This window comes from Shigella sp. SIG3 (genome assembly GCF_053555855.1).
On the sequence record NZ_JBQZXE010000018.1, the window covers coordinates 19,032 to 41,842 of the forward strand.

Consider the following 22,811-nt stretch of genomic DNA (forward strand, 5'->3'; position numbering starts at 1 on the left):
TAGGTTTAACAGAATGTAATGCCATGACTGCTTACATGTAATGTGTTTGTCGTTGCTTACTTTTTGGCGTTATATGATGGATAATGCCGGGATACAGAGAGACCCGACTCTTTTAATCTTTCAAGGAGCAAAGAATGCTGATTCTGACTCGTCGAGTTGGTGAGACCCTCATGATTGGGGATGAGGTCACCGTGACAGTTTTAGGGGTAAAGGGCAACCAGGTACGTATTGGCGTAAATGCCCCGAAGGAAGTTTCTGTTCACCGTGAAGAGATCTACCAGCGTATCCAGGCTGAAAAATCCCAGCAGTCCAGTTACTAATCTTTCCGCGTCTCATCTTTATCGGTGAGACGCACCCTCAAAATTTCTCCTTCACTCTATAGTCTTTTCGCTTTACTCCCGTTCATTCAACTTAAGTCTCCATTTTTTTGCATTACTGCTATCTGCCAGACCTCCGTTTTTCTGTAGATAAAACACTCTTTTTGACGTTTTTACAGACTAATTGAGCGTGAAGTGTGCAAACGATAAAAGTGTGGGAAAAATTGTTTGACTTATAAGTCTCAGAAAGTAATATGTGCGCCACGCAGCGACGATGAGCGATAAACAAGTTCTTCGAAGCACTCGTAAGAGGCGTGTGGTGAGGTGGCCGAGAGGCTGAAGGCGCTCCCCTGCTAAGGGAGTATGCGGTCAAAAGCTGCATCCGGGGTTCGAATCCCCGCCTCACCGCCATTTGCATCCGTAGCTCAGCTGGATAGAGTACTCGGCTACGAACCGAACGGTCGGAGGTTCGAATCCTCCCGGATGCACCATCTCTTACTTGATACGGCTTTAGTAGCGGTATCAAAAAATCTGCAGTAAAGTAAGTTTCCCGATGCATCCGTAGCTCAGCTGGATAGAGTACTCGGCTACGAACCGAGCGGTCGGAGGTTCGAATCCTCCCGGATGCACCATCTCTTACTTGATACGGCTTTAGTAGCGGTATCAAAAAATCTGCAGTAAAGTAAGTTTCCCGATGCATCCGTAGCTCAGCTGGATAGAGTACTCGGCTACGAACCGAGCGGTCGGAGGTTCGAATCCTCCCGGATGCACCATATTCTCCAAAAAATTTCCTTCAAAAATATCTCATTTCTAAATAACTACTTTATCCATTTCCTGAATTTTCTTCTCCTTCGCCATCAGCGACAAAATCAAGCAATTACGCTAAAGTAGCGTCATATTTTTCGACTTGCGAGAAGACCATGTACGAGCGTTATGCAGGTTTAATTTTTGATATGGATGGCACAATCCTGGATACGGAGCCTACGCACCGTAAAGCGTGGCGCGAAGTATTAGGGCACTACGGTCTTCAGTACGATATTCAGGCGATGATTGCGCTTAATGGATCGCCCACCTGGCGTATTGCTCAGGCAATTATTGAGCTGAATCAGGCCGATCTCGACCCGCATGCGTTAGCGCGTGAAAAAACAGAAGCAGTAAGAAGTATGCTGCTGGATAGTGTCGAGCCGCTTCCTCTTGTTGAAGTGGTGAAAAGTTGGCATGGTCGTCGCCCAATGGCTGTAGGAACGGGGAGTGAAAGCGCCATCGCAGAGGCATTGCTGGCGCACCTGGGATTACGCCGTTATTTTGACGCCGTCGTCGCTGCTGATCACGTCAAACACCATAAACCCGCGCCAGACACATTTTTGTTGTGCGCGCAGCGTATGGGCGTGCAACCGACGCAGTGTGTGGTCTTTGAAGATGCCGATTTCGGTATTCAGGCGGCCCGTGCAGCAGGCATGGACGCTGTGGATGTTCGCTTGCTGTGAGTGAAGCGTTATCGCTTTTCTCGTTGTTTGCCAGTAGTTTTCTCAGCGCTACACTATTACCCGGCAACTCCGAAGTCGTGCTGGTGGCAATGTTGCTTTCCGGGATCAGTCATCCCTAGGTTTTAGTTTTAACAGCAACAATGGGTAATAGCCTTGGAGGGTTAACTAACGTTATCCTTGGGCGTTTCTTTCCATTGCGTAAAACATCGCGCTGGCAAGAGAAAGCTACCGGCTGGCTGAAACGCTATGGTGCAGTCACGCTATTATTAAGCTGGATGCCCGTGGTTGGCGATTTACTGTGTCTGTTAGCGGGATGGATGCGCATCTCCTGGGGGCCAGTAATCTTTTTTTTGTGCCTTGGTAAAGCGTTACGCTATGTTGCAGTTGCAGCAGCGACCGTTCAGGGCATGATGTGGTGGCACTAATTGTAGGCCTGCACATATGGTCACCATTACAGTTATGCTAATTAAAACGATTTTGACAGGCGGGAGGTCAATTTGATCCCGGACGTATCACAGGCGCTGGCCTGGCTGGAAAAACATCCTCAGGCGTTAAAGGGGATACAGCGTGGGCTGGAGCGCGAAACTTTGCGTGTTAATGCTGATGGCACACTGGCAACAACAGGTCATCCTGAAGCATTAGGTTCCGCACTGACGCACAAATGGATTACTACCGATTTTGCGGAAGCATTGCTGGAATTCATTACACCAGTGGATGGTGATATTGAACATATGCTGACCTTTATGCGCGATCTGCATCGTTATACGGCGCGCAATATGGGCGATGAGCGGATGTGGCCGTTAAGTATGCCATGCTACATCGCAGAAGGTCAGGACATCGAACTGGCACAGTACGGCACTTCTAACACCGGACGCTTTAAAACGCTGTATCGTGAAGGGCTGAAAAATCGCTACGGCGCGCTGATGCAAACCATTTCCGGCGTGCACTACAATTTCTCTTTGCCAATGGCATTCTGGCAAGCGAAGTGCGGTGATATCTCGGGCGCTGATGCCAAAGAGAAAATTTCTGCGGGCTATTTCCGCGTTATCCGCAATTACTATCGTTTCGGTTGGGTCATTCCTTATCTGTTTGGTGCATCTCCGGCGATTTGTTCTTCTTTCCTGCAAGGAAAACCAACGTCGCTGCCGTTTGAGAAAACCGAGTGCGGTATGTATTACCTGCCGTATGCGACCTCTCTTCGTTTGAGCGATCTCGGCTATACCAATAAATCGCAAAGCAATCTTGGTATTACCTTCAACGATCTTTACGAGTACGTAGCGGGCCTTAAACAGGCAATCAAAACGCCATCGGAAGAGTACGCGAAGATTGGTATTGAGAAAGACGGTAAGAGGCTGCAAATCAATAGCAACGTGCTGCAGATTGAAAACGAACTGTATGCGCCGATTCGTCCAAAACGCGTTACCCGCAGCGGCGAGTCACCTTCTGATGCGCTGTTACGTGGCGGCATTGAATATATTGAAGTGCGTTCGCTGGACATCAACCCGTTCTCGCCGATTGGTGTAGATGAACAGCAGGTGCGATTCCTCGACCTGTTTATGGTCTGGTGTGCGCTGGCTGATGCACCGGAAATGAGCAGTAGCGAACTTGCCTGTACGCGCGTTAACTGGAACCGGGTGATCCTTGAAGGTCGCAAACCGGGCCTGACGCTGGGTATCGGCTGCGAAACCGCGCAGTTCCCGTTACTGCAGGTGGGTAAAGATCTGTTCCACGATCTGAAACGCGTCGCGCAAACGCTGGATAGCATTAACGGCGGCGAAGCGTATCAGAAAGTGTGTGATGAACTGGTTGCCTGCTTCGATAATCCCGATCTGACTTTCTCTGCCCGTATCTTAAGGTCTATGATTGATACTGGTATTGGCGGAACAGGCAAAGCGTTTGCAGAAGCCTACCGTAATCTGCTGCGTGAAGAGCCGCTGGAAATTCTGCGCGAAGAGGATTTTGTAGCCGAGCGCGAGGCATCTGAACGCCGTCAGCAGGAAATGGAAACCGCTGATACCGAACCGTTTGCGGTGTGGCTGGAAAAACACGCCTGACAGAAAAGAAAAAGGCCACTCGTGAGTGGCCAAAATTTCATCTCTGAATTCAGGGATGATGATAACAAATGCGCGTCTTTCATATACTCAGACTCGCCTGGGAAGAAAGAGTTCAGAAAATTTTTAAAAAAATTACCGGAGGTGGCTAAATGCCGTTGTTAGATAGCTTCACAGTCGATCATACCCGGATGGAAGCGCCTGCAGTTCGGGTGGCGAAAACAATGAACACCCCGCATGGCGACGCAATCACCGTGTTCGATCTGCGCTTCTGCGTGCCGAACAAAGAAGTGATGCCAGAAAGAGGGATCCATACCCTGGAGCACCTGTTTGCTGGTTTTATGCGTAACCATCTTAACGGTAATGGTGTAGAGATTATCGATATCTCGCCAATGGGCTGCCGCACCGGTTTTTATATGAGTCTGATTGGTACGCCAGATGAGCAGCGTGTTGCTGATGCCTGGAAAGCGGCAATGGAAGACGTGCTGAAAGTGCAGGATCAGAATCAGATCCCGGAACTGAACGTCTACCAGTGTGGCACTTACCAGATGCACTCGTTGCAGGAAGCGCAGGATATTGCGCGTAGCATTCTGGAACGTGACGTACGCATCAACAGCAACGAAGAACTGGCACTGCCGAAAGAGAAGTTGCAGGAACTGCACATCTAGTCAGTAAACTATCTTCACAATTAATTGAAAAAAGCCAGTTCAAATGAACTGGCTTAGTTGTACTTAGTGCGCACCGCCTCCGCCGCCACCTGCGCCAAATGGCGGTTTAGCAAACCACACCAGCCCCAGCAGTACGAGGAATATCCCGGCTGACATCCAGAAGATCTCATTGGCGGAAATAATCAGCCCCTGATTGGTGATCTGCTGGGCAATCCAGCCTGATGCCTGCTGTTGCGTCATCCCAAGCCCTTCCAGTTGACTGTACATCGCCTGGGCATTCGGGTTGAACGGGTTTACCGACTCAGTCAACTGCGCATGGTGCATCGACTCGCGGTTGGTCCACATGGTCGTGGTTATCGACGTGCCGATAGACCCCGCCAGCGTTCGCGTAAAGTTAGAGAGGCTCGATGCCGCCGCCAGTCGTTCCGGTGGCAAACCAGACAGCGTAATGGTGGTCAGCGGCATAAAGAAGCAGGCCACCGCAAACCCCTGGATAAACTGCGGCCAGGCCGACGCGCCAAAATCCATACCTGGTTCAAAGGTATAGGCACGCCAGTAGAAGCAGACGGCATACATAATAAAGCTGAAGGTTACCAGCCGCCGCATATCCAGTTTATGCGCGAAGCGGCCGATAATCGGCGACAGAATCACCGGAATAATCCCTACCGGCGCAGAGGCCAAACCTGCCCAGGTCGCCGTGTAACCGTAGACCTCCTGCAACAACTGCGGCAGCAGAACAATAGCGCCGAAGTAGAGCATATACGCGAGGCTGATACACAAGCAGCCGATGGTGAAGTTGCGCGACTTAAACAACGACAGATCGACTATCGGGTTATCGTCGGTCAGCTCCCAGACAATCAGGAAGCAGATAGCCACCACCGCCACCACGGTAAGAATGATAATTTCCTGTGATGAAAAACAGTCCAGCTCTTTACCGCGGTCGAGCATAATCTGCAGGCTGCCGATACCAATAACCAGCAGTGCCAGCCCCACGGCATCAATCCGCCGCCGTTCGGTGCGGGTTTCACGTCCGCGCAGAGTTTGCAGTGTCATCAACACCACCGCCACGCCAATCGGCACGTTGATGAAGAATATCCAGCCCCAGTGGTAATTATCGCTGATATAACCGCCGAGGATCGGGCCGCAAATTGGCGCGACAATCACCGTCATCGACCACAACGCCAGCGCGATCGAGCGTTTGGCTGGCGGGTAGTTATTCAGCAATAGACTTTGCGAAAGCGGGATCAACGGCCCGGCGACAATCCCCTGAATCACGCGGAAGAAGATCAGCATATTCAGGCTGCTGGAGACACCACACGCCCACGACGCAATAGCAAAGGCGATGGTGGACCAAAGGAACAGTTTCACTTCCCCGACGCGCTTTGCCAGCCAGCCGGTAAGCGGGATCGAGATGGCATTCGCCACCCCGAAAGAAGTGATTACCCACGTTCCTTGGCTGAGCGATGAGCCCAGATTCCCGGCGATAGTGGGGATCGCCACGTTAGCAATGGTGGAGTCCAGCACCTGCATGAATGTCGCCAGTGACAGCGCAATCGTCATAATGACCAGTTGCGCGCCTTCCAGCGGTTTTTGCTGTTGCATCACACGCACCTCTGGATTAGCCAGCGTTAGCTTTTACGATATCGTCGATCAGTTTATTGACAGGTGCTAGGCTGATTTCACGCGCGGTACTTACCGCGACCGGTGTTGAACGTACTTTATTTGCCAGTACCTGACCGTCACGGTTAGTGGTATTGACGCTCACCAGCGTGGACAAACCAATGCGCAGCGGGTATTGCTCCAGCTGTTTCTGGTCCAGTTCGATACGCACAGGTAGACGCTGAACGACTTTGATCCAGTTACCGGTCGCATTTTGCGCCGGAAGCAGTGAGAACGCGCTACCTGTGCCCATATCCAGACCAACCACTTTACCGGTGTATTTCACATCATCGCCGTAAATATCGGTGGTGATGGTGACCGGCTGACCGATGCGCATATTGGCAATCTGCGTCTCTTTAAAGTTGGCATCCACCCACATATTGGTGGCTGGAACGACCGCCATCAGCGGCGTCGTTGGGCTAATTTGCGCACCCGGTTGCACGGCACGACGGGAAACATAACCGGTCATCGGACTGACAATACGGGTACGCTCCAGCGCCAGCTAGGCGTTACGTACTTCGGTGGCAGCCTGTTGCACGGCAGGCTGATCTTCCAGTTTAGTCCCCAGAATCATCGCCTGATTGGCATTGTATTGTTGAATAGCGACGTCCAGTTGCGCCTGGGCACTGGTGACGGCGTCGCGGGCGTGTTGCAGCTCTTCGCGACCAATCAGGTTGGCATTGCCCAGCGGCACACGGCGGTTGTAGTCGCTTTGTGCTTTCGCGAGGGCGATTTTTTGCACCTCAATATTCGCCTGCAACTGTTTGCTGTTAATCATCAGCTGGTGGGTTTGGCGAACGCTGGAAGCCAGTGCAGTTTTGGCTTTTTCAAACGCCTGGCGAGCATCTGTCGGGTCGAGAGTGACCAGAACATCGCCTTCTTTTACAAAATCGGTGTTATCGGCCCAGACTTTCGTCACGCTGCCAGACACCTGAGACATAATTTGAATCTGATTCCCTGCCACGTATGCGTCATCGGTTTCTTCGAAATGACGCAGTACCAAAAACCAATAAATCCCTATCGCTACGGCAATAATTATAAAGAGCAAGGTGAGAAGGAGGAGCAGACGCTTACGTTTGCCGCTCTTCTTTACCGGTTGCTGCGGGGTTTGAGTCTCCGCATTTGCGCTCATATTGTTCTCCACGATCTTCTTAACTCATCGGCTGAGCCGACCTGCTTGCCAAAAAGGCCAGCATGTTGCGATGCTGGCCGGTCATTTTTTCTTTTATAAATCTGGATTTTTGAGCGAGATGACGCGTTAGCTCATCGCTTCGAGAACCACACCGTCTTGTTCCATCTGGTCGAGACGGGAGAGCAATTTGCGGGTGATTTGCTCGAGCTGATCTTTTTCTGTTGTGCTGAGCGCGGACCAGAGTTGATGCAGGCAGTTATGCTGCGGTGGTAAAACCTCGCGCAAAAACTCGTGACCTTTTTCCGTTAATTGCAGATGCAGGCAGCGGCGATCGTTATCGCTTTCACGACGTTCGATCCAACCGCGTTTTTCCAGTTCATCGGCAATACGCGTCGCGTTGGTACGGGATGATCCAAGAGCACAACTTAATTCAGAAGGCTGAATACTGTGGTTTTCCTGAGACTCCAGCGTAATCAACGCCATAAACAACGTCTCGTTAATCCCCTGAGCCTTCAGCATTTTATTGCGGTTCTCCAGCAGCTTGCTTTGCATGTGCATGCAAAGACGAGTCAGAAGGATCTCCTGATAAGGAAAATCTTCGTGGCGGCTGGCGCGAAATTTTAGCATTTGTTCAATGGGCGTAAACGAACTATCCATTTGGGTATGACCTCATTAATTTCAGCCGATATAGTAACGACAGTGACAAATAAAGTAAATGTATTGTTTTAGAAAAATGATTCTTGTGGGTTATATAATCGCCATCACTTTCCAGGCGAGCCCATAGGCCAGCGCACTAAGCAGTGTTGGGATGATAATGCTGCGTGTTTTATAGAAACTGGCACCCAGTACCGCGAAGCCGACCAGCGTGGGCACGAAACGGCGTGTATCGTGCATCACTTCTGGTGCGGTAGAGACAACCAGCAGAGCGCATATCGAGGCGATGCCAATGGTGTCGAGCAAAATACCTACCGCGCCACGTTTGGTTGGGCGGGCATTACCCACACGCAGGCGCAGCGGCAAATAGCGGAAGCAATAATTCGCCGCGCCAACCAGTAACCCAAGCAGCAGAACCTCATAGCTCATCGGGCGCTCCTTGCCAGAATGCCTGGATTAACGCAGTGAGGCAGCCACAGACAATGCCTGCCAGAATGGCGACGGGAATAGAAAATAGCGTTACGCCTGCAAGGGCACCAACTAAAGCTGCGGTAACGCAAAGAGATTGTTTGCGCTGGAAAGAGGCGAGCAGGAAACTCATAAAGAGTGCCGGAAGCATAAAACCTAATGCAGCTTCAACGGCGGGATAACCTTGCAGCAAGCCGCTGCCGGAGAATGCCCCTATTACCGTACCAAATACCCACGATGACCATGAACTGAAGGCAATGCCGATCATCCAGTTCTCGCTCCAGCGGCGATTATTGCGTACCAGTTTTGCGGTGGCGGCGGCAAAAACCTCATCCGTCAGGCCAAACGCCCATAGGGCAGTTTTCGATTTTTGCAGACGCTGAATAATACGGCTACGCAGTGACGGGCCATACAAAACATGGCGAACATCCATTGCCATGACGGTCAGTGCAGCAACCCACAAACTACTCCCGGCTGCCAGCATCGCGGTAATGACGAACTGGCTCGCGCCTGCATAAATGATGCAGGAGAAAAAAACGCTTTCGAGAGGAGAGAATCCCAGACGGGTCGCATTCAGACCGAACGCAAAGGCCACCGGAATATAACTAATAACAATCGGTAAACTGTCTTTGCATCCTTCCATGAAGGTCGCCGAACCAGGAGCAGGCTGTGGAGTAGGGCTTTCCATAGAGTGTACGCTTAACGATTGTTAATATTATAAATAGACTGAATGAATATCTTAACCTTATCAGACTGATGGGCTTCTTAACACCCTTATAAGTGTAAAGCCACGAAAACGGTTGCTGATTGCTTAATTTGCGGCTTCCTGACGATGAAAACCTCGCCACCAGACCAGTAAGTTAACCAGGGCAATCGTCGCGCCAGCCAGACAAACGCCAGCCCAACCGCCATGTTGCCAGGCTGAGGCTGAAATTAGCGAACCGGCGGCACCGCCAATAAAGTAGCTGGTCATGTAACCTGCGGTCAGGCGATTACGCGCATCAGGATGTATTCGATAAATTACCGTCTGGTTAGTGATATGCACGCCCTGTACGGTGAGGTCCAGCACCAGAATGCCGATAATCAACGCCAGTACGGAAGTGTGACCAAACCAGATTGCCAGCCATGAAAGTAACAGCAGAAGCAGACCGAAAGTTGTGGTGCGATTTGCCCTTGTCGGCAAAACCGCCCGCCGGACGAGCGCCCAACGCTCCGGCAGCTCCCGCAAGCCCAAACAGACCAATGTCACCATCGCTGTAGTTAAAAGGTGGAGCGGCAAGCAAAAAGGCCATTGAGGTCCAGAGAATGCTGAAGTTGGCAAAGGTCATGCAGCCCAGCAACGCGCGGGTGCGCAGGATCTTATCGCTGATGAACATGCTGAAAACGGAACCCAACAACTGTGGGTAGTTGAGGTGGGTTTCTGATTTCATTTGTGGCAGACCACGCCATAATGCCAGCGCCATCAGTGCCATTAACACCGAAGCAACCCAAAAGACGGTGCGCCAGCCGCCGAGGTTTGCCAGTAACCCGGCAACGGTTCGTGCCAGCAATATCCCCAACAGCAGACCGCTCATAATGGTGCCAACCACTTTGCCGCGTTTATCCGGTGAAGCCAGCGTCGCTGCCAGCGGAACCAGAATTTGTGCCACGACTGAGAATAAACCGGTTAATGCCGTACCGAGGATCATCATCGCCAGTGACTGACTGCTGGCAGTGATTAACATACCGCCCGCTGCCAGTAAGGTCATCGAGACAATCAGGCGGCGGCGTTCAAACATATCACCGAGGGGAACAAGAAACAGTAGACCTGCGGCATAGCCCAACTGCGCGGCGGTAACAATAAAGCCTGCCGAACTGGCGGAAAGGGAAAAGTTACGCGCGATGGTGTCGAGCAATGGCTGGGCGTAATAGTTACTGGCTACCGCCAGACCGGTGGTGATAGACATCAGCACGATCAGCGCCGGGCTAAGCTCATGATTAGGTTTAGTCATTATTTTTGTTCATCAGGTGATGATTAAGCTGGAAATCAATAATAGCGGATGTTGATGAATATGGGATGAAAGATAGCTTGTTGAAATGTGCGATGTGGTTTGTAGGCATGATAGGACGCGTCAGCGTCGCATCAGGCATTGTGTACAGAGCGGCGGATGAGGCGAAAACGCCTTATCCGCCCGAATAAAAATTACTTCTGCGCTGCCAGCGCCTCATTCACCCAGCCATCGAACTGCTGCTGGTGGGCTTTGATCCAGCCATCAACGTGGCCCTGAATATCGCCTTCTGAGGCTTTGCCGTCATGCATAATGGCGTTCTGGGCGTTAATATCGGCCACTGGCAACTGCATAATGGCAAACAGTTTGGCTGCCGCCGGATTTTTCTCGGTCCAGGCTTTGTTGGCAACGATATGCATGGTGCTGACCGGGAAGCCGTAATTCGCGCCATTCGGCAGTTTGGTATCGGCATTTTTATCGCCCGGCAGTGCGGAGAACGGCACCTGCAACCAGACCACATCTTTCCCTGGCTTCAGCTCATTACTCACCCAGTACGGCGTCCAGGTGTAATAAAACACCGGTTTGCCCTCTTTGTAGCGACTGATGGTGTCGGCCATCATCGCTGCGTAGTTCCCCTGATTATGCGTCACGGTGTTGGTCAGTTCATACGCGGCAAGCTGGTGGTTGATCGCACCTTCGCAGCCCCAGCCAGGGTTACAACCGGTTAAATCCGCTTTACCGTCGCCGTTGGTATCGAACAGTTTGGCGATCTTCGGATCTTTCAGTTGTGCGATGTTGGTGATTTTGTATTGGTCGGCGGTTTTCTTATCGATCAGGTAACCCTGTGCTGCGCCGTTAACAAATACCCCTTCACGATAAAATTTCTTATCGCCACCGGCAGCTTCGTACATGTTGTCATGGAGTGGCGTCCAGTTCACGGCGGTGAAGGTTGCATCGCCGGAAGCAAGCGAGGTGTAGCCAACGTTGTAATCCACTTCGCTGGGTTTGTTGACGGTATAACCTAATTTCTCCAGCGCACGACTGACCAGCAGCGTCTGGAAGGTTTCTTCAGTGATGGTGCTCTGAACTGGATTAACAGTAATGCCTTTGCCCGGCAGATCGGCAGCAAAAGTTTGTGTAGAGATAAGCGTGGCAAACGCTGTCGCAAAAAGTACGCTATGTCGCATTGTTATTCCTTTTTTTGGCAGGGTGATAATGCCCGGCGTCACCGGGCAAGTGCAGAGTTACTTAATGAATGGGCGGGTCAGCAGACCAACAGGGCCAGTGGTGTACCAGCGACGGTTGCCGCGACTGCGTGAGTCGCGCCCAACGGCCTGCGTCAGGCGATCGAGGATAATGGCGAGGATCACAATCCCGACGCCGCCAACGGTGGCAAGCCCCATATCCAGACGACCGATACCGCGAAGTACCATCTGACCCAGCCCGCCGACGGCAATCATCGAGGCAATGACCACCATAGAAAGGGCCAGCATCAGCGTCTGGTTAACGCCCGCCATAATGGTCGGCATCGCCAGCGGTAACTGAACTTTGAACAGCATCTGGCGCGGGCTGGCACCGAATGAGCGCGAGGCTTCAATCAGATCCGCCGGAACCTGGTTAATCCCCAGAATGGTCAGACGGATAATCGGCGGCAGCGCAAAGATGATCGTCACCACCACGCCCGGCACGTTACCGATACCAAATAGCATGACGATTGGCACCAGATAAACAAACGCTGGCGTGGTCTGCATGGCATCAAGCAGTGGACGAATAATTTTCGCCGCTCGCGGACTTCTCGCCAGCCATATCCCCAACGGCAAACCGATGACGATACAGAACAGCAGGGCAGTTAACACCAGCGCCAGAGTCACCATTGCCTGCGAACAGGCACCGATTGCGCCGATGGCAATCAGCGAGACCAGCGTCGCCACGCCCATTCCGACCCCGGAAATCTGCCAGGCGATGAGAGCGAAAACGATAATCGCCACTGGCGCTGGCATACCCAGCAGCAATTGCTGGAAACCGTTGAGGATATAATCAACCGGAACGCGCACGCCCTGGAAGACGGGACGGAAATGGGTAACAACCCAGTCGATCCCTTCAGTGACCCAACTGTCGAGCGGGATCAGCGTTTTATGGAACGGATCGAGAATATTAAAATGCTCGACGTTTGGCGCAGGCGTACTGGTCAGCCAGTCAGCACCACCGCCGTCAGCCGGTGCAGTCGTCGGTGTCCCCCAGGCGTCTGCGGATTGCGCGGCACTGTCCGCCGCTGGCGTGGTATCCCACGGATTATTTTGATCAGCCATTATTTACCCCCTCACGATCTAAAGCGCGCAGCAGCATTCCTTTCGAAATGATGCCGACATACTGTTGGTCCTCGTCGACCACGGGCACCGCACAGGGTGCCTGTCCGACATGAGAGAGCAACTCGCTAAGAGGCGTTTGTGCATCGACTGCTAACGGCGCATCAATCAGCGCCGCATCAAGACCTTGCTGCTGCGTTAACGCGGTTTTAAGCGAATCGATGGAGACTGCGCCGACAAACTTATTACCGCGTTCGATAACGTAGCCATATTCGCGATCTTCATCCTGCAATAATTTCAGTGCCGAACGTGGGCCGAAGCCAGGAGTTTTACGAATTAAGCCATTCGGTGTCCGGCGGGCAATATCTTTCGCACTGAACACCTGACTAATATCAACGCCACGGAAGAAGGTACGGACATAATCATTCGCCGGATTATTGAGAATTTCATCCGGTGTGCCGACCTGTACCACTTCACCATTTTGCATAATGGCAATTCGGTCGCCAATACGCATGGCTTCATCAAGATCGTGGGAAATAAAGACAATGGTGCGCTGATGTTTCGCCTGTAATTTTACCAGCTCATCCTGCATCTCGGTGCGAATTAATGGATCGAGCGCCGAGAAGGCTTCGTCCATTAATAATATATCCGGATTAATCGCTAACGCGCGGGCTAATCCCACACGTTGACGCATCCCGCCAGAGAGTTCATCCGGGTAGCTGTGGGCATAATTTTCCAGCCCGACCTGACGCAGTGCATCAAGGGCTTTTTCCCGGCGTTCTTCGGCATTAATTCCGGCCAATTCCATACCGAACGCAGTATTGTCCAGCACGGTCATATGCGGCATTAAGGCAAAGGACTGGAAGACCATCGCAATCTTTTTTCTGCGCACCTCACGGAGTTCGGCGTCGGATATTTTGGCAATATCCACACCATCAATCAGCACTTGCCCGCGGGTGGGTTCAATCAGGCGATTGAGAAGGCGTACCATTGTGGATTTACCCGAGCCGGATAATCCCATGATGACAAATATCTCGCCTTCTTCAATGGCCAGACTGGCGTCTTTTACGCCAAGCGATAGCCCAGTTTTTTCCAGAATTTGTTCTTTTGAAAGTCCTTGTTCGATATATTTGAACGCTCGCTGTGGATGCTCACCAAATATTTTATAAAGATTTTTAATTTCTAATTTAATGGCCATGCAATAGAATGATTCCTTTATTTGTTTATGTCGATATATTACCCAATGGGAATAGTCACTTTTTTCTACCCTAACATACTGAGAATCTGAGGCAACCCCTGAGGGCAAATGTGGCATGAATATTGATGCGAGCAAATCGCCGGAATTTTCCGTGATATAAGGGCTGAGAGCAAATCGAGAAAAGTTGATATTTTTTGTCATAGATAGCGAAAAAACGCCTGAATATTGTAGTTTCAGGCGAATAATGCAACAGAGTATCAGTGTAGATCACTACAGAATATTTGCGTGATAAAAAGCTATTTGGCGGGAATTATTTCCCTGCTGCGGGTAGTGATATTTTTGAAAATAACACCCTCAGAAATTCCAGTCTTCATCTTCTGTTTCAACCGCTTTCCCCATCACATAAGAGGAGCCTGAACCGGAAAAGAAATCGTGATTTTCATCGGCATTCGGCGAAAGCGCGGCGAGGATTGCCGGATTCACTTCCGCCATTTCTGCGGGAAATAACGGTTCGTAGCCCAGATTCATCAAAGCCTTATTGGTGTTGTAACAGAGAAACGCTTTCACATCGTCAGCCCACGGGGTTTCGGCGTACAGCTCATCGGTGTATTGCAACTCGTTGTCGTAGAGTTCCAGCAACAAATCGAAGGCGAAACTCTTCAACTCTTCACGTTGTCCCAGAGATATCTTTTCCATGTTTTTCTGATATTTATAGCCTATGTAGTAACCGTGGACTGCTTCATCGCGGATAATCAGACGGATCAGGTCCGCGGTATTGGTCAGCTTTCCGCGGCTGGAAAAATACATCGGCAGCCAGAAACCGGAATAGAACAAAAAAGATTCAAGAAACACACTGGCGATTTTCTTTTTCAGCGGATCATCACCGCGATAATGTTGCTGAATAATCTGAGCTTTTCGCTGCAACGGTGCGTTTTCTTCACTCCAGGCGTAGGCGGCATCGACATCTTTGGTCTGGCACAGCGTCGAGAAAATCGAACTGTAAGAGCGGGCATGAACCGCTTCCATAAAGCTGATATTCGATAATACCGCCTCTTCATGAGGCGTGAGCGCATCGGGCATCAGCGAAGGCGCGCCGATAACATTTTGCAGCGTGTCGAGCAGCGTCAGGCCAGTAAAAACGCGCATCGTCAGTTGTTGTTCTACGACAGTTAATGTCTGCCAGGCGGGAATATCGTTCGACAGCGGCACCTTTTCTGGTAGCCAGAAATTGCTGGTCAGGCGATTCCACACCTCCAGATCTTTATCGTCAGATATCTTGTTCCAGTTGATGGCGCTGATACGTGAGAGTTTCATAGATATTCCTTAAAGTGCACAGGAGACGCAGCCTTCAATTTCAGTGCCTTCCAGCGCCATCTGACGCAGGCGGATGTAATAGAGCGTTTTGATACCTTTGCGCCAGGCGTAAATCTGCGCTTTGTTGATATCGCGAGTGGTGGCGGTATCGGGGAAAAACAGCGTCAGCGACAGCCCCTGATCGACATGGCGAGTCGCTTCCGCGTAGGTGTCGATGATCTTTTCTGCGCCAATTTCGTAAGCGTCCTGATACAGCGCCAGATTTTCGTTAGTCATAAACGGGGCAGGGTAGTAAACGCGTCCTGTTTTGCCCTCTTTGCGTATCTCTACTTTCGCCACAATCGGATGAATACTCGACGTAGCATGGTTGATATAAGAGATAGACCCGGTTGGCGGCACCGCCTGGAGATTCTGGTTGTATATGCCGTAGCGCATCACGTCGTCGCGCAGTTGCGCCCACATCTCACGGGTAGGTAACGTAATACCGCTGCGGGCAAACAGTTCGCCAACTTTCGCCGTTTTCGGCTGCCAGTTACCTTGCAGATATTGGCTGAAATATTCACCACTGGCATAGCGTGACTGTTTGAACCCGGCGAAGGTTTCACCGCGTTCGCGCGCCAGCAACATCGAGGTACGCAGTGCGTGCCAGGTGATGGTATAGAAATAGAGATTGGTGAAATCCAGGGCTTCCGGCGAACCATAAGCGATGCCTTCCCTCGCCAGATAACCATGTAAATTCATCTGCCCCAGTCCGATGGCGTGCGAGGCGGCATTTCCGGCTTCGATGGACGGCACGCTGCGGATATGACTCATATCTGACACCGCCGTTAAACCGCGCACGGCAGTCTCTACCGTGCGGGAAAAATCGGGGGAATCCATGGTGTGCGCAATATTCAACGAACCTAAATTGCAGGAAATATCATGGCCTGTGCGGGCATAGTCGAGATTCTCGTCATACTCTGAGGCGCTGTTAACCTGCAAAATTTCTGAGCAGAGATTACTCATATTTATGCGCCCGGCGATAGGGTTAGCACGGTTTACTGTGTCTTCATACATGATGTAGGGATAGCCGGACTCAAACTGGATTTCTGCCAGTCGCTGGAAGAAATCACGGGCGTTGAGGTATTTTTTGCGGATGCGTTCATCGGCAACCAGTTCGTCATAGTGTTCGCTAATGGCGATATCGGCAAACGGCTTGCCATAAACTCGCTCAACGTCATAGGGCGAAAACAGCGCCATCTGCGCATTCTCTTTTGCCAGATGGAAAGTGATATCCGGGATCACCACGCCCAGCGACAGTGTTTTAATGCGGATTTTTTCGTCGGCATTTTCCCGTTTCGTGTCGAGAAAACGCAGAATATCGGGATGATGAGCATGTAAATAGACTGCACCTGCCCCCTGACGCGCGCCGAGTTGGTTGGCATAGGAAAATGCGTCTTCCAACATTTTCATCACCGGAATTACGCCAGAAGATTGATTTTCAATACGTTTAATTGGCGCGCCCGCTTCCCGCAGATTCGACAGCAAAAATGCTACGCCGCCGCCGCGTTTCGACAGCTGCAGTGCGGAATTTACCGCCCGACCAATCGACTCCATATTGTCTTCAATACGCAGCAAAAAACAGGAAACCAGTTCGCCGCGCTGCTGCTTACCGCAGTTGAGGAATGTTGGCGTGGCTGGCTGAAAGCGTCCTGACAGCATTTCATCGGTCAGTTGCAACGCCAGCGTCTCATCGCCTTGTGCCAGCGTCAGCGCCACCATCGTGACTCGATCGGCAAAATCTTCCAGATAACGTTTACCGTCGAATGTCTTCAACGTATAGCTGGTGTAAAACTTCCATGCCCCGAGGAATGTCTGGAAACGAAAACCGCTGGTGTGTGCGTGGGCAAACAGCGTAATGACAAAGTCGCGAGAGTAGCGATTAAGAACGCTTTCATCATAGTAACCTTCGTTGACCAGCCAGTTCAGGCGCTGCTGCTGGCTACTGAAGGTCACACTGTTCGGACGCACATGCGTCGCAATAAAGGCGTCAACGGCCTGGCGGTCTTTATCGAACTGAATGCGACCTGCGCTATCGTAAAGATTAAGCATCGCATTCAGCGCGTGGTAATCCATCGTTTCCTGCGTCAGGCATTCTGCGGTTGTCGTTGCCAAAATTCGGTTACTCCTTTACGAACGTTTTCGATATCGCTTTGCGTACCCATGAGTTCAAAACGGTACAGCCACGGCACGCCGCATTTCCGGGCAATCACATCTCCGGCGCGGCCATACGCCTCACCAAAGTTGCGATTACCAGAAGCAATAACGCCGCGAAGCAACGCCCGGTTGTGCTCGTCGTTTAAAAAGCGAATTACCTGTCGTGGCACCGCGCCAGCCGTACCGCCGCCGCCGTAAGAGGGCACGATCAGGATGTAAGGCTCGTCTACCTGAATCCGTTCCCGCTCATTGAGCGGGATGCGCACCGCGGGCAGACCTAAACGTTCGATAAAACGCTGCGTGTTTTCGGAGCTGCTGGAGAAGTAGACGAGCTGGCTCATGCACTGGCCGCGTGTGGCGCTGGATGCAGACGGTTAATCATGTCCGGACGGAAACCAGACCAGCTAAGATCGCCAGCAATCACTACCGGCAACTGACGAAAGCCCTGAGCACGCAACGCTTCCGCTGCTTCAGGAACGCGATCGACATTAATCATTTCAAAATCAAAGCCCCGGTTTTCCATCGCCCGTTTGGTGGCGTGGCACTGAACGCAATCGTTACGAGTATAAATAGTTATGCGCATGATTCGTATTTCTGTTTAAAATGAAGATACGGCGCGATGATACGCGTCGGGTTGTCTCTCTGTTGATACAGAGATACTAGATGTAGTTGAAAAAAGATTCAACCACACAATATATAGCAAATAGTGATCGAAATTACCCTGGATATGAGCGTGACGGGGGAGGGGGATTTTTGTGATTCACCAGGCAAAAAGAAACCCCGAAGACAGGCTTCGGGGTCAAAGACGCGTATTTATTATCATTTTTGCACTACGATTTGCGCATGCTTAACTGTGCGCCGATAAAAATACCTACCGCAGCTGCTGTACCCACGCTACACCAGGGTCTTTCACGAACAAAAGAATCCGCGCAGCCAACGGCATCGCGCGCGGCTTGCTGGACGCGAGTACGACCATGCATTCGCGCCCTGGTTTCTTTCAGCAACGCCTGAGCTTTACTGCGTGCGGCTTCAGCTTCCCCTTTGGCGTCGCTGCCCCAGGACTTCAATACAGATTCGAGGCTGTCAGCTAATTGATTGACATCATTCTGGATATCCTGCACGCCATCATCAACGTCGTTGCGGTTCGGTCGGTTAAACATATGATCCCCCATTAGAATTCGATGTAATTTTCAGTGTAGACCATAATTTTCTTAACTGAGGTTCATCGCGGCTTTATGGACTTTTCTGAAAGCGTTGTGAATGCGCAATCAGGTAAGGTAGGCCCGCGGTTGAAAATAACGAGGATCAAATATGTATTTACGACCAGACGAGGTGGCGCGCGTACTTGAAAAAGTCGGTTTTACTGTCGATGTGGTAACCCAGAAAGCGTATGGTTACCGCCGTGGGGAAAATTATGTCTATGTTAATCGCGAAGCGCGAATGGGACGTACCGCTCTGGTAATTCATCCAACATTAAAAGAACGCAGTTCAACACTGGCTGAACCCGCTTCCGATATTAAAACTTGCGATCATTACCAGCAATTTCCGCTCTATTTAGCAGGCGAGCGACAGCGACACGAGCATTACGGTATCCCGCATGGCTTTAGTTCGCGTGTTGCGCTTGAACGTTATTTGAATGGTTTATTTGGCGAAGCCAGTTAAAGACGCGACTGGCGATGCCAGTCGCGAAAAGAAGAGTCAGGCTTTTACCTGCTGGTAACGGCTGACTTTAAACAGTCGGCGGCAATAATCGAGGAAGTAGCCATAAACCGCCCCCATCAACATCGAAACAACGATGTTTGAACTGACCGCCGCCATAATCTGATGCCAGTCTGCGCCCACCACTAACAAGATCGCCACATACACCGGTGACTGGAACGTCACATAAGCCAGGATATCAGCCAGATTTTTTATCCAGCCTTTGCGTGCCGCGCGCATAAACAGATCGCGGTACATACCGTATGGCCATGCAATTAAGATGTTCACCGGAATCGCTACCAATCTGGAATAAAAAGACTGTTCGAAGCTCATTCCGGAGAGGAAAACTTCAATACACATGTTCACGACAGAACAGTAAACAACCATCGCGAACGTATCTGCAACTGCATGACGCAAGCGTGACTGCGGTGAGAACATGCTAATGCTCCTTAATAAAAGCGTAATGGGATGTTAATGGAGATGAAAGCAGTGGATCTCATTGCCATCTGTATTTTCGCATAGCGTATATCGCTGGCTATGACTAATAAATTAGTGAAAAATTTTTATTTAGTCAGCTTTTGTAGATAAAATATTCCGTAACGGTTCGTTTTTTGTACATTGTGGATTTTTACATGCCGATATGATTTATTTTCAATTAAATCAATTGGATATGGCCTTGCCTTTAATTTCACTAATGAAAGTTTGGGGGGGAGGTAACGCTATAAGCGTAGAGAATTCGGTGTTTGTCGTGACCGGGTCATTTACAGCATTTTTGATGCCAGAAAATGTACATTAACAGCAGAAAGCACCAGTGAGGGGTGTTTTCTTTTAATCTGTTATATTGCATTTTTATTCACTTCGGTTTTGTCAGGCTTACGGAGTTAGCGAGCAGAGAGCGCCACTCTGTTCACCAATAACCTAAAATACTCATCAAAATGGCTAATATATAATCTTGAAATTATTCTGAGAGTTTCAGAAAATAACAGCTGAAATAATCTCGCGCAGGACTGTAAATAGATTAAATTTTGTGGAAATATAATAAGTGATCGCTTACACTACGCGACGAAATACTTTTTTGTTTTGGCGTTAAAAGGTTTTCTTTATTATGTCCGTAATGTTACAAAGTTTAAATAACATTCGCACCCTCCGTGCGATGGCTCGCGAATTCTCCATTGACGTTCTTGAAGAAATGCTCGAAAAATTCAGGGTTGTCACTAAAGAAAGACGTGAAGAAGAAGAACAGCAGCAGCGTGAACTGGCTGAGCGTCAGGAAAAAATTAGCACCTGGCTGGAGCTGATGAAAGCTGACGGAATTAACCCGGAAGAGTTATTGGGTAATAGCTCTGCTGCTGCACCACGTGCTGGTAAAAAACGCCAGCCGCGTCCGGCGAAATATAAATTCACTGATGTTAACGGTGAAACTAAAACCTGGACCGGTCAGGGCCGTACACCGAAGCCAATTGCTCAGGCGCTGGCAGAAGGTAAATCTCTCGACGATTTCCTGATCTAATTACTGAGGCCGGATGTCGCTGCTAGGGCGCGTCCGGCGTCGCTTCTCAAGCTCGTTGGTTCCACGGTATCTTATCTAACAACCTTGCCATTCCACAAAAACCGCTGATTCCTGCAAACAGTAACCCGGCACCAACAAAGCCACTTAATAAGAAGAAACCGCTATTTACGGTATAACCCAGTACAACGCCGATTAATATTAAACCACCCGCAGCGATCTGCACCTGGCGCATTAACGGCAAGGGTTGAGATTTATTTACCGCTACTGGCAATCCAGCTCTTTTCCAGCCATCAATCCCATCTTCGAGTAAAAATATTTCTGCGGGGGCGGCAATCGCTGCTAATTTATCGGCGTTATTACTGGTGCGTTTACCTGCCTGGCAGTGGAATATAATTTGCTCGCGACGTAATTTAGGTGGAAGACCTGACTGTTCCAGCACGGATAATGGAGCCAGATCTGCTTCAGGAATATGTTCACGAAGATATTCATCAGCGTCACGAATATCGATTAACTTTGCGCCGCGTGCGATTAATTCTTGTGCATCATGCGGCGAAATGGTTGTCAAAGCCATAGTGACTCCTTACGGACAATAGACATTTTTCAGGGTGGCGATAATGGCATTTACCGCCTCATTTTTAATGGAATATAGAATGCGTTGGGCATCCCGTTGGCTGTTGATAAGCCCTTCGTCCCGCATACGAGCGAGATGCTGTGATGTCGCAGAGGCGCTCAGTCCGGTAATGCGCGTCAGCTCTCCCGCGCTGGTGCCGGGGGAACCGCTAAGCATGCACAGAATCAGCAACCGTTTAGGGTGGCTCATTGCTTTCAATAAGGCCGCTGCCTGTTCGGTACTGGCCTGTAATTGCGCGAGTTCAGTCATATTTATTTAAGTATTTTCTAAATTAAGTAAACTCTAAACTAAAAATGCAACATATACCAGCCTCAGCAGCGTAAATGAGAGTAAAAGCGTAAGCTGAAACTGGCAGGCTCCGCTAAAATTACTACGCTTAAGAGATAAAATCTCTTTTTAAACAATGAGTAATTTTCTTATAGGGAGTACATATGGGTTTCTGGAGAATCGTCATCACCATCATTCTGCCGCCGCTCGGCGTGCTGCTCGGTAAAGGGTTCGGTTGGGCGTTCATTATTAATATTCTGCTGACACTGCTTGGGTATATCCCCGGTTTGATTCACGCGTTCTGGGTGCAAACCCGCGATTAAACCTGTGCTCACCCCCGCGGCGTTAACGCGCCGCGTTCCTCTGCTACACTTTCTGAGTGTTTCCGTTAACGAATGAGGTAGCTATGGGTCTGTTCAATTTTGTGAAAGATGCCGGAGAAAAACTCTGGGATGCGGTTACAGGTCAGCACGATAAAGACGATCAGGCGAAGAAGGTGCAGGAGCATCTGAGCAAAACCGGTATACCTGATGCCGATAAAGTGAACATTCAAATTGCCGACGGCAAAGCGACGGTCACTGGTGACGGCCTGAGTCAGGAGGCGAAGGAGAAAATCCTTGTTGCGGTGGGGAATATTTCCGGTATTGCCAGTGTTGATGATCAGGTGAAAACGGCGACACCAGCCACTGCCAGCCAGTTTTATACCGTTAAGTCTGGCGACACTCTGAGTGCCATTTCCAAACAGGTCTACGGTAACGCTAATCTGTACAATAAAATCTTCGAAGCGAATAAACCGATGCTAAAAAGCCCGGATAAAATTTATCCGGGGCAAGTGTTGCGTATTCCGGAAGAGTAGTTAATTGCCAGCCATCGCCTGCTGGATAATGGGAATTGGCGTCAGTAAATGCTGGCGCATTAACTCACTGACGCGCGCTGTATCTCGCGCCAGTACCGCCGCAGTCAGGGTCTGGTGCTGATCGTGTTTATCCTCCAGCATTTCCACCGAAAGCACCGTTCGCCGCAGCCAGATAAATCGATAACGCGCCGCCAGATCAAACAACCGTTCACGCATTTGCAGCAAATAGTGAGAACCACAGCCCGCCACAATTGCTGTATGAAACGCCTGATGACGCAGATCCCACTCATCAAGCATTTTCTCGCTGGCGTCACAGGCTTCCAGCTTATTGAGCAGATGCGCTTTTGCGAGAACGTCTGCCTCCCATTCATCGCCACCGCGGGCAATCGCCAGACTGACCAGCATCGCTTC

24 protein-coding genes, 4 tRNA genes and 3 pseudogenes are annotated in these 22,811 nt (G+C 50.4%); 13 read left to right on the forward strand and 18 right to left on the reverse strand.

The window, feature by feature from the left end:
* The first annotated feature begins 134 nt into the window (after window positions 1-134).
* The 9 genes and pseudogenes from csrA (at window position 135) to luxS (ending at window position 4,523) form a co-directional block, all read left to right on the forward strand.
* Window positions 135-320: a carbon storage regulator CsrA gene (gene csrA, locus ACUU1I_RS05940; protein WP_000906486.1), complete on the forward strand. Its 186-nt coding sequence runs from the start codon at window positions 135-137 to the stop codon at window positions 318-320.
* 315 nt (window positions 321-635) lie between these two features.
* Window positions 636-728: transfer RNA gene (locus tag ACUU1I_RS05945), tRNA-Ser, on the forward strand.
* Between the two features lie 3 nt (window positions 729-731).
* Window positions 732-808, forward strand: a tRNA-Arg gene (locus ACUU1I_RS05950).
* 64 nt (window positions 809-872) lie between these two features.
* A tRNA-Arg gene (locus tag ACUU1I_RS05955) sits at window positions 873-949 on the forward strand.
* Window positions 950-1,013: 64 nt separating this feature from the next.
* Window positions 1,014-1,090: transfer RNA gene (locus tag ACUU1I_RS05960), tRNA-Arg, on the forward strand.
* Between the two features lie 147 nt (window positions 1,091-1,237).
* Window positions 1,238-1,804, forward strand: coding sequence for a fructose-1-phosphate/6-phosphogluconate phosphatase (gene yqaB / locus ACUU1I_RS05965; RefSeq protein WP_000273292.1), 567 nt, complete (start codon window positions 1,238-1,240; stop codon window positions 1,802-1,804).
* Window positions 1,801-2,229 (forward strand): annotated as a pseudogene (locus ACUU1I_RS05970) (YqaA family protein). Before yqaB ends, ACUU1I_RS05970 begins: the two are co-directional and overlap by 4 nt.
* A gap of 72 nt (window positions 2,230-2,301) precedes the next feature.
* Entirely contained in the window at window positions 2,302-3,858 is a 1,557-nt protein-coding gene (gene gshA / locus ACUU1I_RS05975) for a glutamate--cysteine ligase (protein WP_000611797.1), read from the forward strand.
* 149 nt (window positions 3,859-4,007) lie between these two features.
* Entirely contained in the window at window positions 4,008-4,523 is a 516-nt protein-coding gene (gene luxS / locus ACUU1I_RS05980; RefSeq protein WP_001130211.1) for an S-ribosylhomocysteine lyase, read from the forward strand.
* A gap of 63 nt (window positions 4,524-4,586) precedes the next feature.
* On the opposite strand, the gene emrB is transcribed toward luxS, so the two are convergent.
* From emrB to ACUU1I_RS06050, 14 genes and pseudogenes are all read right to left on the reverse strand, one after another.
* Window positions 4,587-6,125, reverse strand: a complete 1,539-nt coding sequence (emrB, locus tag ACUU1I_RS05985) for a multidrug efflux MFS transporter permease subunit EmrB (protein ID WP_001336193.1) — start codon at window positions 6,123-6,125, stop codon at window positions 4,587-4,589.
* Window positions 6,126-6,141: 16 nt separating this feature from the next.
* Window positions 6,142-7,314 (reverse strand): annotated as a pseudogene (gene emrA, locus ACUU1I_RS05990) (multidrug efflux MFS transporter periplasmic adaptor subunit EmrA).
* Between the two features lie 126 nt (window positions 7,315-7,440).
* Window positions 7,441-7,971, reverse strand: coding sequence for a multidrug efflux transporter EmrAB transcriptional repressor EmrR (gene emrR, locus ACUU1I_RS05995; protein ID WP_000378442.1), 531 nt, complete (start codon window positions 7,969-7,971; stop codon window positions 7,441-7,443).
* Between the two features lie 90 nt (window positions 7,972-8,061).
* Entirely contained in the window at window positions 8,062-8,397 is a 336-nt protein-coding gene (gene ygaH / locus ACUU1I_RS06000) for an L-valine transporter subunit YgaH (RefSeq protein ID WP_000119749.1), read from the reverse strand.
* Complete coding sequence (ygaZ, locus tag ACUU1I_RS06005; protein ID WP_000445658.1) at window positions 8,387-9,124, reverse strand: L-valine exporter subunit YgaZ; 738 nt, start codon at window positions 9,122-9,124, stop codon at window positions 8,387-8,389. The genes ygaH and ygaZ overlap by 11 nt, the downstream gene beginning before the upstream one ends.
* 123 nt (window positions 9,125-9,247) lie before the next feature.
* Window positions 9,248-10,427 (reverse strand): annotated as a pseudogene (locus ACUU1I_RS06010) (MFS transporter).
* Between the two features lie 191 nt (window positions 10,428-10,618).
* Window positions 10,619-11,611, reverse strand: a complete 993-nt coding sequence (proX, locus tag ACUU1I_RS06015) for a glycine betaine/L-proline ABC transporter substrate-binding protein ProX (protein WP_001216527.1) — start codon at window positions 11,609-11,611, stop codon at window positions 10,619-10,621.
* Between the two features lie 57 nt (window positions 11,612-11,668).
* Window positions 11,669-12,733 (reverse strand): glycine betaine/L-proline ABC transporter permease ProW, encoded by a 1,065-nt coding sequence (gene proW / locus ACUU1I_RS06020; RefSeq protein WP_000774983.1) that lies wholly within the window; start codon window positions 12,731-12,733, stop codon window positions 11,669-11,671.
* Window positions 12,726-13,928: a glycine betaine/L-proline ABC transporter ATP-binding protein ProV gene (gene proV, locus ACUU1I_RS06025; RefSeq protein ID WP_000985494.1), complete on the reverse strand. Its 1,203-nt coding sequence runs from the start codon at window positions 13,926-13,928 to the stop codon at window positions 12,726-12,728. The genes proW and proV overlap by 8 nt, the downstream gene beginning before the upstream one ends.
* Window positions 13,929-14,282: 354 nt before the next feature.
* Entirely contained in the window at window positions 14,283-15,242 is a 960-nt protein-coding gene (nrdF, locus tag ACUU1I_RS06030) for a class 1b ribonucleoside-diphosphate reductase subunit beta (protein WP_000777973.1), read from the reverse strand.
* A gap of 9 nt (window positions 15,243-15,251) precedes the next feature.
* Window positions 15,252-17,396, reverse strand: coding sequence for a class 1b ribonucleoside-diphosphate reductase subunit alpha (nrdE, locus tag ACUU1I_RS06035; protein ID WP_000246519.1), 2,145 nt, complete (start codon window positions 17,394-17,396; stop codon window positions 15,252-15,254).
* A complete protein-coding gene (nrdI, locus tag ACUU1I_RS06040) occupies window positions 17,369-17,779 on the reverse strand; it encodes a class Ib ribonucleoside-diphosphate reductase assembly flavoprotein NrdI (protein WP_000080947.1) in 411 nt (136 codons plus the stop codon). The genes nrdE and nrdI overlap by 28 nt, the downstream gene beginning before the upstream one ends.
* Entirely contained in the window at window positions 17,776-18,021 is a 246-nt protein-coding gene (nrdH, locus tag ACUU1I_RS06045) for a glutaredoxin-like protein NrdH (RefSeq protein WP_001223227.1), read from the reverse strand. The genes nrdI and nrdH overlap by 4 nt, the downstream gene beginning before the upstream one ends.
* A 247-nt stretch (window positions 18,022-18,268) precedes the next feature.
* The gene (locus ACUU1I_RS06050; protein ID WP_005070542.1) at window positions 18,269-18,598 is read right to left on the reverse strand and encodes a DUF883 domain-containing protein; all 330 of its coding nucleotides are present in this window, start codon (window positions 18,596-18,598) and stop codon (window positions 18,269-18,271) included.
* 151 nt (window positions 18,599-18,749) lie between these two features.
* Here ACUU1I_RS06050 and ACUU1I_RS06055 point away from each other — a divergent pair, with 151 nt between their 5' ends.
* Entirely contained in the window at window positions 18,750-19,100 is a 351-nt protein-coding gene (locus ACUU1I_RS06055) for a DUF2002 family protein (protein WP_000281323.1), read from the forward strand.
* A gap of 36 nt (window positions 19,101-19,136) precedes the next feature.
* Here the strand turns inward: ACUU1I_RS06055 and alaE are convergent, their stop codons facing one another.
* A complete protein-coding gene (gene alaE / locus ACUU1I_RS06060) occupies window positions 19,137-19,574 on the reverse strand; it encodes an L-alanine exporter AlaE (RefSeq protein ID WP_000492650.1) in 438 nt (145 codons plus the stop codon).
* Between the two features lie 667 nt (window positions 19,575-20,241).
* Here alaE and stpA point away from each other — a divergent pair.
* Window positions 20,242-20,646 (forward strand): DNA-binding protein StpA, encoded by a 405-nt coding sequence (stpA, locus tag ACUU1I_RS06065; RefSeq protein ID WP_000115383.1) that lies wholly within the window; start codon window positions 20,242-20,244, stop codon window positions 20,644-20,646.
* 46 nt (window positions 20,647-20,692) lie between these two features.
* On the opposite strand, the gene ygaP is transcribed toward stpA, so the two are convergent.
* The gene (gene ygaP, locus ACUU1I_RS06070) at window positions 20,693-21,217 is read right to left on the reverse strand and encodes a thiosulfate sulfurtransferase YgaP (protein ID WP_001229466.1); all 525 of its coding nucleotides are present in this window, start codon (window positions 21,215-21,217) and stop codon (window positions 20,693-20,695) included.
* A 9-nt stretch (window positions 21,218-21,226) separates the two neighbouring features.
* Window positions 21,227-21,526, reverse strand: coding sequence for an ArsR/SmtB family transcription factor (locus ACUU1I_RS06075; RefSeq protein ID WP_000137292.1), 300 nt, complete (start codon window positions 21,524-21,526; stop codon window positions 21,227-21,229).
* Window positions 21,527-21,708: 182 nt separating this feature from the next.
* Here ACUU1I_RS06075 and ACUU1I_RS06080 point away from each other — a divergent pair, with 182 nt between their 5' ends.
* Together ACUU1I_RS06080 and kbp are read left to right on the forward strand one after the other, a co-directional pair.
* Window positions 21,709-21,867 carry a YqaE/Pmp3 family membrane protein gene (locus tag ACUU1I_RS06080; protein WP_000508177.1) on the forward strand — a complete coding sequence of 53 codons (159 nt, stop codon included), beginning with the start codon at window positions 21,709-21,711 and terminating at the stop codon, window positions 21,865-21,867.
* A gap of 83 nt (window positions 21,868-21,950) precedes the next feature.
* The gene (gene kbp / locus ACUU1I_RS06085; RefSeq protein ID WP_000522424.1) at window positions 21,951-22,400 is read left to right on the forward strand and encodes a potassium binding protein Kbp; all 450 of its coding nucleotides are present in this window, start codon (window positions 21,951-21,953) and stop codon (window positions 22,398-22,400) included.
* On the opposite strand, the gene csiR is transcribed toward kbp, so the two are convergent.
* Window positions 22,401-22,811: DNA-binding transcriptional regulator CsiR (csiR, locus tag ACUU1I_RS06090; protein WP_449144815.1), on the reverse strand; the 411-nt coding region annotated here is incomplete at its 5' end.